The sequence below is a fragment of the Empedobacter sp. EJD.6dd genome, from assembly GCF_057369435.1.
The window spans coordinates 1,192,321-1,209,304 of record NZ_CM170667.1 but is presented as its reverse complement, the minus strand read 5'-3'; the positions used below and the strand labels follow the sequence as shown (position 1 = coordinate 1,209,304).

Here is a 16,984-nt window from a genome sequence, read left to right as displayed (position 1 = left end):
TTATTGTTCATTATTTAAGACATATTTAGTCAAAATATATTTCGTAACAGGTTTCAACGTTTTGCCATTTTCGGGATGCAAACCATAATTCGTATAAAATTCTACTTCACCATTTTTCTTTAAATACCAAACCTTATCTATCGAATTATCTAAATTTAATGTATCAATTCGAGTAATCTTTTTCAATTGAAACACAGTTTCATTATATGGAATAGCATTTATTTGAGGCGAAGTTTCTTCGCATTCGATTTCTTCATAATGATTTTCTTTCCAAATCATACAAGAGGAAGTATTGTTAAAAGAGTTTAAAAATAATCCACTTCCAACTATAATAGAAGCAATTCCACTTCCTGCAATTAATTTATTTTGTTGAAGTTTTATTTTTTCAAAGAAATTATTCTTTTTTGATGAAAGATTAATTATTGATTCTTCTTCAGAAATATTATCATTTATTATTGGTTCTACGGATGCGATTTTATCAACTTTTTTTTCATTACTTTTTGTCAGTTGATTTTTTTGATTAAACTCTCCAAAACTTTCATAACCGATATAATGAGCAAGAATGTTTAATAAATCAGGACTTATTTCCTTCTTTAAATTATTTTCTTTCACAAAATCATCAAAATGTCGAGAGAAAGATTTGCTTGTTATAGGATAATTATAATCATCTGAAATTACTTTTTCTAAATGAACAGACATCCCATTTTTACTTGAACTTCCACACTCTTTTTTTGCTTGTTCAAAAACCTTTTCGAATAGATCTTTTTTCGTAGACATTTCACTTTTAATTCTTTTACAAAGTAGACAAATTTTGGACAAAATAAATTACGGTTTCACGTAAAATAGAATGTCTAATAATTGTCCAAAACTTGTCTAATGTTTGTCTAACAGCTATTTGTGTTGCTGTATTTACTTTGCCATAGAAATCAATACAAAAACAAAACAACTTGATTTCTAAAATTGTAGTGTTGAAAATAGTTGAGGTTAATTGAAGGGAAGCATTTTTCCTTGATTGTTTTCATACTACAAAAAACTTCCCATTAAAGGAGCGCTTCTTTTTTTTCGGCATACACTACTTGCAATCTGTTTTGCGAGGAAGAATGCTTTTAGCAAAAAAGTAAAAACAAAAACTATGTTAGAATTATTATTCGCTTTATTGGGATTCTTTTTTCCAAATGAAAATGCACATACATTAACACAAGATCAACAACCAATTGTACAAACTTCTAGAGATAGTGTGGATGGAGACACAGGAGGTGAAACTGGTCAAATTCCACCAAAAAAATAAACGACTAACGGATAGAGTAATCTATCCGTTTTTTCTTTAGCTTTATTGAGTAATTGAAAAGGTTTGAGAAAAGGTCTATTTTTTATTTTTTTACTACTTATTTTTTCGTGTCAATCGACTGAAAAAAAGCAAATTGAACAAGAGTCAAGTTCGGAGAATAAAGCCTATGATATTGCATGGGAATTTTATGATAATCAAGAAAATGACAGTGCTTATGTTTATTTTAATAAAGCGAAAGATATTTTTCTGAAACAAAATAATAAACATCAAGCTGCTAAATGTTTGATTAATATGGCTTATATCAGCTATAATAAAGGTGATTTATTTGGAAGTCAGGAGTTGAATATAGAGGCAATAAAATTTTTAAATCTGAATAACAAAGAAGAAAAAGAGACACTATCAAGTGCTTATAATAGTTTAGGACAAAGTACACATGAATTAGGAAATTATAAAGAAGCAATCAATTATTATCAAAAATCAATTGATTATTCGACGGATAGAAATGTTTTTATCATTAATCAAAATAATATCGCCAATAGTTATCGTTACGATAAACAGTATGATGAAGCGATTAAGATTTACCAAGCATTATTAAAAGATAAGACTACAATTGAAAATCCAAAAGAATATGCGCGAATTTTAGATAATTTGGCTTACACCAAATGGTTGCAAAACAAAGAATTAATTCTTGAAAATGATTTTTATAAAGCATTAAATATCAGATTGAAAGAAAATGATTTGTGGGGACAAAATGCAAGTTATGCGCATTTAACAGATTATTTTTCGAATTTAGATCATAAAAAAGCATTAGAGTACGCTTACAAACGAAAATCGATTTCGTTTAAAAATAATAGTGTAGAAGATAAATTAGAAGTTTACCAACAACTCATTCGATTAGAAAATTCTACCAATTCTAAAAAATATTTTGAAATATATCAAAAGCTAAATGATAGTATTCAATTAGAGCGAAACAAAGCCAAAAATCAGTTTGCTTTAATTCGTTTTGATTCTGAAAAAAATAAGGCTGATTTTTTGAAAGCTGAGGCTGAAAATGAAAAGAAAAAGAATAATATTCTGAGTTTATATATTGTCGTTGGATTGTTAATGATGCTTTTATGTTTCGTTTATTTTTGGTACAAAAGAAGAAAACAAAAATTACAACAAGAAAATGCTTTATTGGAACAAGAAAAAATAGTTGAGGTTAAAAAAACAGAGCTAAAATATTCTAAAAAAGTACACGATAAAGTAGCGAATGGTATTTATCATGTCATATCTGAAATAGAAAATAAAACAGAAATAAATAAAGATGAAATTTTAGATAAATTAGAAGTAGTTTATGAAATTTCACGTGATATTTCGTATGATAAAATAGATGAAACACAACATGAAAATTTTGCAAGCAAGATAGCTCAATTAGTAAGTTCATATGATTCGGATGAGGTTAAAATATTTTTGATTGGAAATGAAAATAAATTTTGGTCAATTATTTCTCCACAAGCTAAAGCAGAGATTTTCTTAGTTATGCAAGAATTGTTGACGAATATGAAAAAACATAGTCAAGCTTCGCGAGTGGTTTTGAATTTTAAACAAGAAAATCAGCAAGTAATTATTAATTATTCGGATAACGGAATAGGAATTTCTGAGTTAAAACCTAAAAATGGTTTACAAAATACGGTTTCACGTATTTCTAGTTTAAAAGGAGATGTTATTTTTGAAACAGAAAATGTAAATGGTTTAAAAATTATCATCAAATTTCCTATTCTATAACCTAATTAAAAAGTATGTTTAAAAAAGTATTGATTGCAGAAGATTTTGAAAGTTTTAATATTTCTGTTCAAAAAGTATTGAAGGATTTGAAAGTAGAAAATCCAGATTATGCCTTTTATTGTGATGATGCATTTTTGAAAGTAAAGAAAGCTCTGCATGATGAACAACCTTATGATTTATTGATTTCTGACTTATCATTTGAAGAAGATCATCGCGAACAAAAATTGAAAGGAGGAAGGGAATTAATAGAAGCTGTAAAAGCAATTCAACCTCATTTAAAAGTAATTGTTTTTTCGGTAGAGAAAAAAGCTGACATGGTCGATAATCTTTTTGATCAATACGAAATCAATGGCTTTGTTGCAAAAGGAAGAGAAGATTCGAAAGAATTGAAAAAAGCCATTCAGGCTGTTTTTGCAGGAGAAAAACATTTAGAATTAGAAATGAAACGTAGTATCAAACAGAAAAATACGTACGAAATTACTTCTTATGATGTTACGCTAGTTTCGTTGCTTTCAAATGGAATATTATTAAAAGATATTTCAACTCATCTTAAACAAAATAATATAAAACCCGCAAGTCAAAGTAGTGTAGAAAAAAGGTTGGGATCATTAAAAGAATCTTTGCAATTGACAAGTAATCATCAATTAGTCGCTTTTTTCAAAGATTTGGGAAGTATATAAAACAAAAAAATCGTCAACTTAGTTGACGATTTTTTTTGTTTATTCAGCTAAAAGCTTTTTAATGTCTTCTTTTAAATACTCAATTTCAGGATGGTATTTTCCACCAAGAGAAGGTTCTTTTCCTTCAGAATCTTTATAATTCAGTCCCGAATAAAACAACATTGGAACACCCATTTTATCATATCGACTTCTGATATTCCCTTGTTTATCAACCAATGCAAGTTTTCCACTATGATTTAGACCTTCGGCAGTTGTTTCGTCTTTTCCAACATAAATATTGAATTTATCCGAAAGTTGCTCAATTTCTTCTCGATTCGAAGTTAAATAATGCCAATTCGGAGATTTTACACCAATTTGCTTTGCATATTCTAACAATCGTGCAGGTGTATCTCGTTTTGGATCAATCGTTACTGAAATAAAACCAAGATTAGGATCGTTGATATCATCTTCTATAGAACGTAAATTGTTACTCATTACTGGACAAATCGTAGGACAACTTGTAAAGAAAAACTCCACAACATACACTTTTCCTAACATATCACGGTCTGTAATGGTTTGATTATGTTGATCAGTCATCGAAAATGAAGGAACTTTCATTACATTATATAATTCATTTTTTGGTTTATTTTTTAACCAAAAAATAGTTCCAAGAACGCCAATTATTATAAGTGCAACAACTATTAATTGTTTATTCATGAATATGTTTTTCTGGGTTTTTTAGAAATTCATCTTTACACATTGTCGAACAAAATCCATATGTTTTTCCTTCGTAATTCGCTGTGTCACTTAAATGATCCGCAGTTTTCATTCCGCAAATAGGGTCAACTTCATTTACAACTGCAACATCCAATTTTTTTGTAGCTTTCATTTCTTCGTGAGAAACATGTTTTACTTCAAAATCTTCTTGTTTTGGTTGTTCTTTGTTACAAGCTGTAAATGCTAGAGCTAAAATTGAGAGAGTGAATATGTTTTTTAAATTTTTCATTTTTAATTGTTTAATTAATTATTTTTTAAATCTTTAGTTTAGATTGTTGATTAAAAATTAAACAATTGGTGGATGAAAAACTAAACGAATAATATAATTAGAATTTATATCTTGATAAGAATCAATCTGTGATTTGTTGACTTCTATAAAATATATTTTGGGTGATAGGTTTTGTTTTTGAGGAACAAGTGCATCAAGAAGTTTAATCGAATTTTTTACAAAATGATTTTCAGTTTGATTCTTTTCACTTTTCGAAACTTCATTTTTCAAATAGCAAAAACCATTGCATAGTAACTCTGGCTCTTCACGATTTTCGCATAGTTCATTTGCAATTTCATTATAATTTAAAACATAGTCTATCACAGGCATTAATGGACGAAATGCTATAGACAATAGTAATAATATGAAAATTAATATGCGCAAAAAATACTTATTTGTTTACAAATTTAACCAAATTGATTGAGGTTGAACATGATAAATTTTATGATTTTAAACGAAAGATTTATCATAATCTTCACTTTTATATGCGTCAAATTTTTTATCTTAAGAATTGTTTTAATCATCATAATAATATGAAAAATAGTCAGATTGCTGATTTTACAACAACCGAAGAATTAATGCATTTTTTGGTCGAAAATCAAGAAGAAAATCTTCTATATAAAAATGTTTTAAAGAAATTTGAGTATGAAAAAGAATTACTAAAATTGCAATCAGAATTGGTAAATCTTCAAAATTGGATTTCAACAGAAAAGAAAAAAGTAGCGATTATTTTCGAAGGTCGTGATGCATCTGGAAAAGGAGGAACTATTCGTCGTTTTCGCGAACATCTTAATCCACGTTCTATGCGAGTTGTTGCGTTGAATAAACCAACTGAAGTGGAACAAAATCAATGGTATTTTACACGTTATATTAAAGAATTACCTAATGCTGGTGAAATTGTTTTTTTTGATCGAAGTTGGTATAATAGAGCAGTTGTAGAGCCAGTTATGGGATTTTGTACAGAGAAACAATACGAACAATTTATGGTACAAGTTTCTGAATTTGAGCATATGTTATACGAATCTGGAACACATATTATAAAATTATGGTTTTCGATTACAAAAGAAGAACAACAAGCACGCTTTGATTCTCGTTTAAATAATCCACTTAAAAAATGGAAGTATAGTCCTGTTGATGCGAAAGGTCAAGAGTTATGGAACGATTTTTCAGCTTACATCAATCAAATGTTTACTCGAACACACAATTCATTTTCACCTTGGATTATTGTGAATGCGAATGATAAAAACTTGGCTCGGGTGGAGACTATTCGATATGTGCTTTCTTTGTTTCCATACAAGGGAAAAGAAGAATCTGAGGCTGATTTAATGGTAGATCCAAATGTGATTGAACGTTATTACAGAATGGTAAAAGAAATGAATCATTAATTTTAAGTAGAAATAAAATGGAATTAAAACCAAAAGATTTAAAATTAATCGAAACAAAAAAAGGGCTTGTCGGTCTTTTACAATCTGATCATGGAAAACTAAATTTTACAAAAGCTTTACGAACTGTAAAATATGAAAATAGGATTGAAGAGCTGCAAGAGGAATTAATTAAACTACAAACTTGGATTGCCAATCACAAAGAAAAAGTAGTAATTGTTTTTGAAGGTCGTGATGCAGCAGGAAAAGGAGGCGCAATTCGAAGAATTGTAGAACATCTTAATCCGCGCGAACATCGTATTGTTGCATTGCCAAAACCAAATGAAGTGGAAAAAGGACAATGGTATTTTCAACGCTATGTGCGTCAATTGCCTCGCGAAGGTGAAATTGTTTTTTTTGATCGAAGCTGGTATAATCGTGCTGTTGTAGAACCTGTAAATGGATTTTGTACACAAGATGAATATGCAACATTTATGAATGAAGTGAATGATGTCGAAAAAATGTGGATTAATTCGGAAATTTATTTAATTAAGATTTATTTCTCGATTACAAAAGAACAACAAATGAAACGTTTTAATGATATTGTAAATTTTCCAATTAAGCGTTGGAAATACAGTTCTGTTGATCAAAAAGCACAAGATTTATTTGAGGTTTATTCTGAATATAAAAATAAAATGTTCGAAAAAACAGACACTAAAACAGCTCCTTGGAAAATAATAGATGCCAATAAAAAATATAAGGCTCGAGTAGAAGCAATGGAATATATTTTGTCTAAAATACCTTATGATGATAAAAATAAACGTATTTTGAAACATCAAAACTTAGAAGAAAATTAATTAGCAAACCTAAAACTATGGCTGAATTTGATTTAAATGATTTAGAAAAGATTAATAATAAACAAGAAATTATTGATTTTTTAGTTGAACATGATATTATTAAGGAAAAGAAATTCAAAGAGCAACTCGCGTAAGAGAAAGCGTTGAAGGAACTTCAAGAGAAATTATTAGTAATACAATCGAAAGTAATTCAAGAGAATAAACGTGTGTTAATCATTTTTGAAGGTCGTGATGCAGCAGGGAAAGGAGGAACAATTTCGAGAATCACGGAGTTTCTAAACCCTAAAAAATATAGAGTTGAAGCGTTACCTAAACCAACTGAAATAGAAACGGGACAATGGTATTTTCAGCGTTATTTTCAGAAATTACCCAATGCTGGTGAAATTGTTTTTTTCGATCGTTCTTGGTATAATCGTGCTGTTGTAGAGCCTGTTTTCGGATTTTGTACAGAAGAACAACATACAAAGTTTATGAAACAAGTAGTAGAAGTAGAACAACTTTTACAGGAAGATGGTATTATTTTAATTAAAATTTTTCTTTCAATTTCAAAAGAAGAACAAGCAGAGCGTTTACAAGAACGAAAAAATGATGAATTGAAACAATGGAAATTAGGTTCCTTGGATCAAAAGGCGCAAGACCTGTGGGATACTTATACCAATTATATTAATAAAATGTTTCAAGAAACAGGAACAAAAAAATCGTCTTGGATAGAAATTGTGACGGATGATAAAAAAGCAGCTCGAATTTTGACTATGAAATTAATCCTAGCACAATTAACAAATCAATCTTTTGAAGATGATTTAATAAAAATTCATTCATAAAAGAAAGAGAATCATTTGTATAATCGAGATTTTTGATTAATTTTGCACCCACATTGTTCAACCTCTGACGAAAGACGTTTAAGTTGCTCAATATAAATAAATTGAAATTATTAAAATGGAAAATTTAGTAAAATACGTACAAGAGAAATACGTAGCTAAAAAAGAGTTCCCAGCTTTCGCAGCAGGTGATACTATTACAGTTTATCAAGAAATTACAGAGGGTGGAAAAACTCGTGTTCAGTTCTTTAAAGGGGTTGTTATCCAAAGAAGAGGACAAGGAACTACAGAAACTTTCACTATCCGTAAAATGTCTGGTGATGTAGGTGTTGAGCGTATCTTCCCAGTAAACATGCCAGCTTTACAAAAAATTGAAGTGAACAAAAAAGGTAAAGTTCGTAGAGCTCGTATCTTCTACTTCAGAGCATTACGTGGTAAAAAAGCTCGTATTAAAGACGCTTCTTACTAAAAATTACTTTTTTGAAAGAAATAAAATCCGTTCGATTATTCGAGCGGATTTTTTTTATTGTATCTCACTATTCATCATACTTTGAAGATTTAATGTTAAATTTACATTCTGTTTTTTAACATAATATCAGTATATATTTAAGATTTTATTAAAATAAGTTGATATTATTCTGTTTGTGACAAAAACATAGGTTTATTTTTGTTTCTGCATTAGTAGGGGTAGATTATTTAGTTTTTTTAATACTTTTATTGTTAACAATTTTAACACAAGAGATGAGAAAAAAACAATTTAGAATTTTTAGTCTACTATTTGTTCTTGGATCATTTGCTTATGCCCAAACTACAGGTCATGTAAAAGACTCTGACGGTTTTCCAGAAGCAGATGTAGAGGTGAAAATAAAAGGGACTGATAAGGCAGCTTACACAGATGAGAATGGTGATTTTAATATTGATGCCAAAATTGGTGATATCTTAATTATCAAAGGCAAGGAAATTACTGTTACTTCTGGAAACTTAGGGGATTTATCTACTCAATTAAATCCAAAAAAAGATAATATAGATTTAGGAACGGCGGTTGTTACAGGGTACTCTACACAGCGTAGAGAAGAGGTAACTGCTGCAGTTTCTGTTGTAAATGCAAAAGATTTAATAGATAGTAAGTCACCTAACATTACAAATTTATTACAAGGAAAAGTAGCAGGATTACGAATTACGAGTAGTTCTGGACAACCAGGTTCTACTGCTTCATTACGTTTAAGAGGTAGAACAAGTATTTCTGCAGACACAAATGCTTTATGGGTTGTTGATGGTGTGATTTATCATGGTACACCAAATATTAATCCAAATGATGTTGAAACAGTTTCTGTATTGAAAGATGCTGCTGCAACTGCGCAATATGGTTCTCGTGGAGCGAATGGAGTAGTAGTTGTAACAACTAAAAGAGCTAGAGGAAATGGATTGGTTGTAAATGCAGATTATTCTACAAGTTATAATCGTTTCAATCCAGGGAAATTCGAAGTAATGAATGGAAATGAATTATATAATTTGTTTCAAAATATGAAAGGAGCTCCTGTTTTACCAAAGTCGTTAGAAACAACTAATTATGATTGGGTTAAGAATGGTACAAAAACAGGAATTGTTCAGGATGCTAATGTAAGTATCAATTCAAATTCAGAATCAACAAAATTATTTTCTTCTATAGGATATTATAATGAAGAAGGAACGGTAAAAGGTTATGAATATGAACGATTATCTGCTAGAATTAATCTTGACCAAAAATTATCTGATCGTTTATCATTTAAGCCAAAATTAAATGCGACTTATACAACTCGCGATAGTAGACAGCATGATTTGTATAGTATGTATATGAATATGCCATGGGATAATCCGTTTTTACCAAACGGAAAACCTGTTAACCCACGTGTTGACGAGGAAAACAAAGTGATTGATAAATGGTATGGAAGAGATTATTCTAATTATTACTATGATTTACAAACAAATTATAGTAAGAGTGAGAATTTTGATATTCAAGCGAATATGGATTTTTCTTGGAAGATATCAAATTCATTAACATTTGAATCAACAAATAACGTACAATATTATACAACAACTGGTTTATCGTATACAGATCCAAACTCAATTGGAGGGATGGCATCAAATCCTAAAGGATCTATTTACCAAAGTTCGGATAAACGTGTAATCAGGTCATTTAATCAAATGTTACGATACCAAAGAGAATTTGGTTTACATAAACTTTCTGGTTATGCAGCTTATGAATATAATGATTATATGTATCAAAGTATTGATGGTACAAGAAGAGGTATTTTACCAGGATCAGAAATCCTAAGTAATGGAGCGCTTACTATATCAGCAAATGGGGGTAAAAACGATTATGCTTTTCAAGCTGGTTTAGCACAAGTGAATTATGGATATGATAACCGTTACAATTTCCAAGCTTCCTATCGTTTAGATGGATCTTCTCGTTTTGGGAAAAATAATCGTTATGCAAGTTTTTATGCATTTAGTGCAGGATGGAACATTAACAACGAAGCTTTCTTAAGAGACTCTAAAGCAATTACAAATCTTAAATTAAGAGCTTCTTATGGGGTTGTTGGTAATGCAGGAGGAAACGACGGAAATTATTATAGACAATATTCATTATATGGTTTATCTGGACAATATGATGGAAATCCGGCAGTTACACAAGGTCAATATAATAACCCTAATGTTACTTGGGAACAAACAAAGGATGCGAATCTTGGACTTGAAGTTGGGTTATTCAATCGTATTAACATGACTTTAGATCTTTATGATAAGAATACTGATAGATTATTACATTTCGTAACATTTCCTAATACATCAGGTTGGTCTGGATATTGGGATAATGTAGGGAAAGTGAATAACAAAGGAATCGAATTCTCTATTAGTGCTGATATTTTACCAAAATCAAGTGAAGTACAATGGAATGTATCTTTTAATATAGCGAAAAACAAAAATGTTGTTAAAGATTTATACAACGATACAACAATCAATGCCGATGGAATTGCAGAAGGTAGTTTAAAACGTGTTGCAGAAGGGTATGATATTGATACATGGTATATGCGTAAGTGGGCAGGAGTTGACCCATCAAATGGTAAACCATTGTGGGAAAAAGTAGATGCAACGACAGGAGAAATTACTAAAGTTTCAAATTACAATCAGGCAACTTTACAATTTGTAGGAAACACAACGCCAGATTTTAATGGAGGTTTTGCTTCTTCTGTATCTTACAAAGGATTTACATTAAGTGCAGATTTTGTGTACTCTAAAGGAGGATTAGCATATAATATTGGACGTAGTTTGTTTGATTCTGATGGAGCGTACCCATACTACAATCAAATGAAAATGCAAGATGGATGGAAACGATGGACAGCAGCTGATCCAACGAATGCTACACATCCTGAATTAATTTTTAATAATACTTCAAACGCTAATAAAATTTCAAGTCGCTATTTAGAAGATGCCTCTTTCTTAAGGATGAGATCAGTTCGTTTAGGGTATAATTTTGATCAAAAAGATATTGAAAGAATAGGACTAAAAGGTCTAGGTCTTTACGTTTCTGGGGATAACTTATGGACAGCAACGAAATATACAGGGGCTGATATTGAGGCAGTTATTTCAGGTGATAGAACTAATAATTATCCGAATCCAAAGCGTTTTACGTTCGGTGTTAACTTAACATTTTAATAAATAAACATGAAAAAATCAATATATTTAATCGCATCTTTAGTAGCATTAAGTTTTACTTCATGTGATTTAGATTATGAACCATATTCAAGTTTATCAGATGATAAACTAAATCAAATAGAAGGTTCGTCAGAGAACATTACTTCTGGTAACTATTCATTGCTAAAACCTTGGGTAGAAAACTGGCATCGTATTACTGAATATCCATCAGATAATGTAGCTTTGAGTGGATCGACAACGGATGCCTTTATGAATAATTATAATTATAATCGTTTAGTAAACAATGGACGTGTTAATACATATTATTCGTATTCGTACAAGATTATTGCAGGAACTAATGTCATCTTATCAAAAATAAAAGAAGGAGTAAATAAGACAGATGATCAAATGATTGCCGAAAACTTATATTTAAGAAGTATGATTTACTTCTATTTAACAAATGTTTTTGGACGACCATATAACCAAGGTGCTGCTACAAATTTAGCTGTTCCATTAAAATTAACATCTGACCCTTTAGAGAACTTACCACGTAATACAGTGAAAGAAGTTTACGATCAGATTGTAAAAGACTTATTAAAAGCAGAAACGTTATTTAACAACGAAGGGCGCAATAAAATTTACGCTTCAAAACAATCTACTTATGCTTTATTATCTCGTGTTTATCTTTATATGGGAGAAAATGCTAAAGCAAAAGAATATGCAGATAAAGTTATAGATGGAGGAGAGTTTTCTTTGATTACGACAGCTAATTACAAAAACTTCACTGCAAGTAAGCCAGAAGATAATCCTGAAAATATTTTTTCTATAAAGTTCTTGAAAGACACAGATTATCCTGATGGAGGTTGGTATACAATTGGTTCTATGTATGCTGATATAAACGGTAGTGGATGGGGAGAGATGTATGCATCTCGTTCATACTTAGAATTAGTTCGTAAATATCCAGAAGATGTTCGTTATTCATTAATTACACCAGTTGTATCTAATGAGAATGAATTACATGCATATTATGTAAAAGATGATTACAAATACGGTAGTGTAATTGTAACTAAATCTGGAACTGATTATAATTATACAGACAATGGAGTTTCTAAAACGTTGATAAAAAAATCGAATGGAGCAGGTTCTTTTCAATATTCTATCAATATAGAAGGTAAAGAGAGAACTGTTTTAGTAGACAAAAAATTAGCAGATCGTAATGGATATTTAAAATATTATATTCTTAAATGCTCAGGACAAGAAGGACAAGCTCATTTATGGTCACCAGTAATTTCTCGTTTAAGCGAAATTTACTTAATTCGAGCAGAAGCGAATGCTAAATTAGGAAATACAACTGCTGCATTAGCAGATGTCAATGTTATTAGATCAAGAGCGGGAATTCCTACTGCAGGTTTATGGACTTCAAGTAATTTAGGTTCTTTATCTGCACTAGATGTCGTAATGCAAGAACGTCAATTAGAATTAGCATGGGAAGGACATCGTAAATTTGATGTTTATAGAAATGGAATTACAATGGACAGAAGATACCCAGGTACACATTTATCAGGAAACGCACCTTTGTATACAATTCCAGCTACATCAAACGATATTGTAGAGTATATACCAGAGCAACAAATTATTATATCAAAAGGAGTTTTAGTACAAAATCCATAAGATTTAAAAACATTTATAAAACTAAAAACCGTTCGAATTTTCGAACGGTTTTTTTTATATTTTATAAAAGCGATGACTCTTCTTTATCGCCCATTTTTCTTTAAAATGAATCCATTTAAGCTGAAAAATTTTACGCATCAGTTTGTCGGTGTAGCGCATAATAAATACATGGTAAACAGTATTCATTACCTGAAAAAACTCATTTGGGAAGGCGCGTAAAGACATGGAAAATCCAGCTTCTAAATAACGATTGTAATGCCAATAACCTCTTGGAATAAATAGCGCATCGCCGTGGTTCATCACAAAATCAAAGCCTTTGGCATGTTTCAAAGCCGGGAATTTTTCATAATCAGGCTGATCATAATCGATTTCGTAAATCGTATGAACAGAAAGTGGAACTTTGTATAATGCAGGTGATTGATTTGGATCAAATAACAAAATTCGTTTATCGCCTTGAAATTGAAAATGAACAAAATCCGTCATATCCACATCGTAATGCATCAAAACTTTCGCTTCACTTCCTCCAAAAAATAGGGTTGGCAATCGCTTGAAATATTTCAAACCCAGATCAGGATAGGTGAAATTTTTAAGCAATTCAGGAATTTTATCTTTGATAATAAAAAAGAAAATTCTCAAATCAGAAGGTTCTTTTTTGATCAAATCCACATATTCGTTAAATTTCATATGTGTCGCAGGCGTATCCGAACTTTTTGTTGCATCAGCAGGTTTGCTATCATATAATGGCACGATTTGCTCACCAGCTTTTTCTTTGATATAATCGAGATTCCATTTGTCAAAATCTTTCCAATTTTTTGCATAACCTTTCAATAATAAAGGCTTTCTTTTTTTGAGATAATTTTTAATAAAATCTTCTTTCGAAATCGATTCAACCGTATCAATAGCCTGAAACTGCATGTGTTTTATAGTATTGGATTACTCAAAAATAGAGAAACTAATTGAATTTGAACTAAAAAAGTCAACATATTGTTGACTTTTTCTTTATTATTTTTCGTTTACCATGCGAATCAAATACGCCATATTTCGAATGACGCTATTGTGTTTTCTGACGAATGGATTTTCTTTATTCCAAACATATCCTGCTAATACAGCACAAATTTTTTCTTTGACATCAGGATTTTCAGGTTGATGAAAAAATAATTCTTGCAAATTTCCGGTATACCATTCTTGTACATAGGTCGTAAAAACATTAATTCCTTCTTTCATGTAATCTTCGTAATCTTTTTGCCAATCAACTTCTTCGTTGTTAATTTCTTTTATCGCAAGTTTAGCCGCTTTCAAACCACTTTCTGTAGCGAAACAAACGCCTGAAGAGAAAACAGGATCTAAGAATTCGGTACTATTTCCTGTCAAAACATAACCATCACCAAACATTTTTGAAACGGCTGCAGAATAATTTTTCAACCAAATTGGATTAAATTCAAATGGTAAATCACCAAAACGATTCACATAAAAATCAGATTTTTTGATGGCATTTTGCAAAGCTTCAGCAGTATCTTGATTGGTTGACAATTCATTAATATAATCCGTTGGACCAACAATTCCGACACTTGTTTTTCCGTTTGAAAAAGGAATTACCCACAACCAAACTTTGGTTTCGATGATATCAAAGGAAATTTGCGTTCCTTCTCGTCCTTCAGGGCGACGAACATCATCAATATGTGTAAAAATAGCTGAATGCGGATTTAATTTTGACGGACTATCAATATTCAATAAGCGAGGTAATACACGTCCATATCCACTTGCATCGATTAAAAACTTAGCATTAATTTGATAGGTTTCACCATTTTGTTTTTTTACAGTTGTAATCGATTTTTTTTCTTCAAATTGTACATCAATTACTTCTTCATTAAAACGTAAATCTGCGCCTTTGTTTATAATTGCATCAGCTAAAGTCATGTCAAAATCAGCGCGCGGAACCTGCCAAGTCCAATCTTGACCTTTGCCAAATTTTTTACTGAAATCAAAAATACAAATTTGTTCATCTCGAATAAATCGTGCGCCAGCTTTTACTTCAAAATTTTGTCTGTTCAAATAAGGTAATAAACCAGCTTCTTCGAAATGATCCATTGAGCGAGGAATAAGACTTTCGCCAACAACAATTCGAGGAAATTGCGTTTTTTCCAAGACAATTACATTTACATTATGCTCTCTCAAATAGGCTGCTGCAACTGATCCTGATGGTCCCGCACCAATGATTAAAACATCTGTATTTTGAATCATGATTTTTTGTATTGTTTTTTAATTATTTTTGCAATTGATAGAGGAATTTAGTAATCTAAAATCATTAAATCTTTTACCCAATCAATAGCATGACAAAATTAACAATTGACACTATAGAAAACATACTTTTTGCGAATAAAAAATTATTACTCGACAAATCAACCTTAGATCGTGTTGAAAATAGTTTTAATTTTCTAAAAGAATTTTCGAAGAATAAAATTATTTACGGCGTAAACACCGGTTTTGGTCCAATGGCACAATATCGTATTGAAGATGAAAATACGATTCAACTTCAATATAATCTAATCCGAAGTCATTGTACTGGAATTGGAGAGCCTTTGACATTAAATCAAACAAAAGCTGCAATTATCGCACGACTAAATACATTGTCACTTGGTTATTCAGGGATTCATCCTTCAGTTTTATTATTGATGCAAGAGTTGATTAATCGTGATATTTTACCCGTAATTTATCAGCATGGTAGTGTTGGAGCGAGTGGTGATTTGGTTCAATTGGCGCATTTAGCGTTGACATTGATTGGAGAAGGAGAGGTTTTTTATAAAGATGAAATTAAATCAACGAAAGAAGTTTTTGAGCTTGAAAATCTTCAACCAATAGAAGTTCATATTCGCGAAGGTTTATCAATTATGAATGGAACTTCGGTAATGACGGGAATCGGAATGGTTAATTTGATTAAAGTTGATCAATTAATCAATCTTTCGATTACATTAAGTTCGATGATGAATGAGATTGTTCAATCTTTTGACGATCATTATTCAAAACCATTAAACGAAGCAAAACAACATAAAGGACAGCGAATCGTTGCGAATAAAATGGCCGAGTTTTTGAATGATAGTAAATTAGTCAAAAAGCGTGCAGATGAGCTATACCAAGAACGTACAGAGAAGATTTTCGAAGAAAAAGTACAAGAATATTACTCGTTGCGTTGTGTTCCTCAGATTTTAGGTCCTATTTACGATACATGGTTTTCGGCAAAAGAAGTCTTGGAAAACGAAATCAATTCGGCAAGTGATAATCCGATTATCGATGTAGAAAATCAAACTGTCCATCACGGTGGAAACTTTCATGGTGATTATGTTTCGTTGGAATTAGATAAACTGAAATTGGCTGTTACGCGTCTTTCGATGCTAAGTGAACGTCAATTGAATTATTTAGTCAATCCAAAAATCAACAATATTTTACCGCCTTTTGTTAATTTGGGAACTCTTGGTTTTAATTTTGGTTTACAAGCAGCGCAGTTTACAGCTACGTCTACAACAGCAGAAAATCAAACACTTTCTACGTCGATGTATGTGCATAGTATTCCAAATAACAACGATAATCAGGATATTGTGAGTATGGGAACAAATGCGGCGACGATTTGTGCAAAAGTGATTGACAATACGTTTGAAGTATTGACTGTGCAGAGTTTAGCTGTAACACAAGCAATAGAATATCTACAAATACAAGATAAATTATCTTCGAAAGGAAAATCATTTTATGATTCGATTCGTAAAATTGTTCCTGTATTTAAAGATGATGAGGTGATTTATCCTTATCTTAAGGAAGTGAAAAATTATTTACTAAATAATAAAGTAAAATAAA

16 protein-coding genes are annotated in these 16,984 nt (G+C 30.7%); 10 read left to right on the top strand and 6 right to left on the bottom strand.

Translation table 11 applies throughout. From position 1 onward, the window contains the following. Positions 1 to 777 carry a hypothetical protein gene (locus AC2I98_RS05645; protein ID WP_486413651.1) on the bottom strand — a complete coding sequence of 259 codons (777 nt, stop codon included), beginning with the start codon at positions 775 to 777 and terminating at the stop codon, positions 1 to 3. Between the two features lie 355 nt (positions 778 to 1,132). Between AC2I98_RS05645 and AC2I98_RS05640 the strand changes: the two genes are divergently transcribed. The 3 genes from AC2I98_RS05640 to AC2I98_RS05630 all read left to right on the top strand — a co-directional run bounded on the left by AC2I98_RS05640 (position 1,133) and on the right by AC2I98_RS05630 (position 3,735). Continuing rightward, positions 1,133 to 1,288, top strand: a complete 156-nt coding sequence (locus AC2I98_RS05640) for a hypothetical protein (RefSeq protein ID WP_486413650.1) — start codon at positions 1,133 to 1,135, stop codon at positions 1,286 to 1,288. Between the two features lie 63 nt (positions 1,289 to 1,351). Next, positions 1,352 to 3,055 (top strand): tetratricopeptide repeat-containing sensor histidine kinase, encoded by a 1,704-nt coding sequence (locus tag AC2I98_RS05635; RefSeq protein ID WP_486413649.1) that lies wholly within the window; start codon positions 1,352 to 1,354, stop codon positions 3,053 to 3,055. A 14-nt stretch (positions 3,056 to 3,069) separates the two neighbouring features. Further along, the gene (locus tag AC2I98_RS05630; RefSeq protein ID WP_486413648.1) at positions 3,070 to 3,735 is read left to right on the top strand and encodes a response regulator; all 666 of its coding nucleotides are present in this window, start codon (positions 3,070 to 3,072) and stop codon (positions 3,733 to 3,735) included. 39 nt (positions 3,736 to 3,774) lie between these two features. Here AC2I98_RS05630 and AC2I98_RS05625 read toward each other — a convergent pair whose 3' ends face one another. From AC2I98_RS05625 to AC2I98_RS05615, 3 genes are read right to left on the bottom strand one after another with little or no spacing between them, the layout of a single operon-like run. Beyond that, positions 3,775 to 4,431: an SCO family protein gene (locus AC2I98_RS05625; RefSeq protein ID WP_486413647.1), complete on the bottom strand. Its 657-nt coding sequence runs from the start codon at positions 4,429 to 4,431 to the stop codon at positions 3,775 to 3,777. Then, entirely contained in the window at positions 4,424 to 4,720 is a 297-nt protein-coding gene (locus AC2I98_RS05620; protein WP_486413646.1) for a YHS domain-containing protein, read from the bottom strand. The genes AC2I98_RS05625 and AC2I98_RS05620 overlap by 8 nt, the downstream gene beginning before the upstream one ends. A 57-nt stretch (positions 4,721 to 4,777) precedes the next feature. Beyond that, on the bottom strand, positions 4,778 to 5,113 hold the full coding sequence (locus AC2I98_RS05615) for a hypothetical protein (RefSeq protein WP_486413645.1): 336 nt from the start codon (positions 5,111 to 5,113) through the stop codon (positions 4,778 to 4,780). A 179-nt stretch (positions 5,114 to 5,292) separates the two neighbouring features. Between AC2I98_RS05615 and ppk2 (AC2I98_RS05610) the strand changes: the two genes are divergently transcribed. The 6 genes from ppk2 (AC2I98_RS05610) to AC2I98_RS05585 all read left to right on the top strand — a co-directional run bounded on the left by ppk2 (AC2I98_RS05610) (position 5,293) and on the right by AC2I98_RS05585 (position 13,138). Then, positions 5,293 to 6,144 (top strand): polyphosphate kinase 2, encoded by an 852-nt coding sequence (gene ppk2, locus AC2I98_RS05610; protein ID WP_486413644.1) that lies wholly within the window; start codon positions 5,293 to 5,295, stop codon positions 6,142 to 6,144. Positions 6,145 to 6,161: 17 nt separating this feature from the next. Then, positions 6,162 to 6,977, top strand: a complete 816-nt coding sequence (ppk2, locus tag AC2I98_RS05605; RefSeq protein ID WP_486413643.1) for a polyphosphate kinase 2 — start codon at positions 6,162 to 6,164, stop codon at positions 6,975 to 6,977. Positions 6,978 to 7,120: 143 nt separating this feature from the next. Next, a complete protein-coding gene (locus tag AC2I98_RS05600) occupies positions 7,121 to 7,798 on the top strand; it encodes a polyphosphate kinase 2 family protein (protein WP_486413642.1) in 678 nt (225 codons plus the stop codon). Positions 7,799 to 7,913: 115 nt separating this feature from the next. Beyond that, positions 7,914 to 8,264, top strand: a complete 351-nt coding sequence (rplS, locus tag AC2I98_RS05595; RefSeq protein WP_486413641.1) for a 50S ribosomal protein L19 — start codon at positions 7,914 to 7,916, stop codon at positions 8,262 to 8,264. 272 nt (positions 8,265 to 8,536) lie between these two features. Next, positions 8,537 to 11,488: a SusC/RagA family TonB-linked outer membrane protein gene (locus AC2I98_RS05590; RefSeq protein ID WP_486413640.1), complete on the top strand. Its 2,952-nt coding sequence runs from the start codon at positions 8,537 to 8,539 to the stop codon at positions 11,486 to 11,488. Between the two features lie 9 nt (positions 11,489 to 11,497). Continuing rightward, positions 11,498 to 13,138 (top strand): RagB/SusD family nutrient uptake outer membrane protein, encoded by a 1,641-nt coding sequence (locus AC2I98_RS05585; RefSeq protein ID WP_486413639.1) that lies wholly within the window; start codon positions 11,498 to 11,500, stop codon positions 13,136 to 13,138. A 54-nt stretch (positions 13,139 to 13,192) separates the two neighbouring features. On the opposite strand, the gene AC2I98_RS05580 is transcribed toward AC2I98_RS05585, so the two are convergent. Together AC2I98_RS05580 and AC2I98_RS05575 are read right to left on the bottom strand one after the other, a co-directional pair. After that, a complete protein-coding gene (locus AC2I98_RS05580) occupies positions 13,193 to 14,053 on the bottom strand; it encodes a cupin-like domain-containing protein (RefSeq protein WP_486413638.1) in 861 nt (286 codons plus the stop codon). A gap of 87 nt (positions 14,054 to 14,140) precedes the next feature. Then, positions 14,141 to 15,379 (bottom strand): NAD(P)/FAD-dependent oxidoreductase, encoded by a 1,239-nt coding sequence (locus tag AC2I98_RS05575; protein ID WP_486413637.1) that lies wholly within the window; start codon positions 15,377 to 15,379, stop codon positions 14,141 to 14,143. A gap of 89 nt (positions 15,380 to 15,468) precedes the next feature. Here AC2I98_RS05575 and flxA point away from each other — a divergent pair, with 89 nt between their 5' ends. Continuing rightward, the gene (gene flxA, locus AC2I98_RS05570) at positions 15,469 to 16,983 is read left to right on the top strand and encodes a flexirubin biosynthesis tyrosine ammonia-lyase FlxA (RefSeq protein ID WP_486413636.1); all 1,515 of its coding nucleotides are present in this window, start codon (positions 15,469 to 15,471) and stop codon (positions 16,981 to 16,983) included. Position 16,984 lies beyond the last annotated feature (1 nt).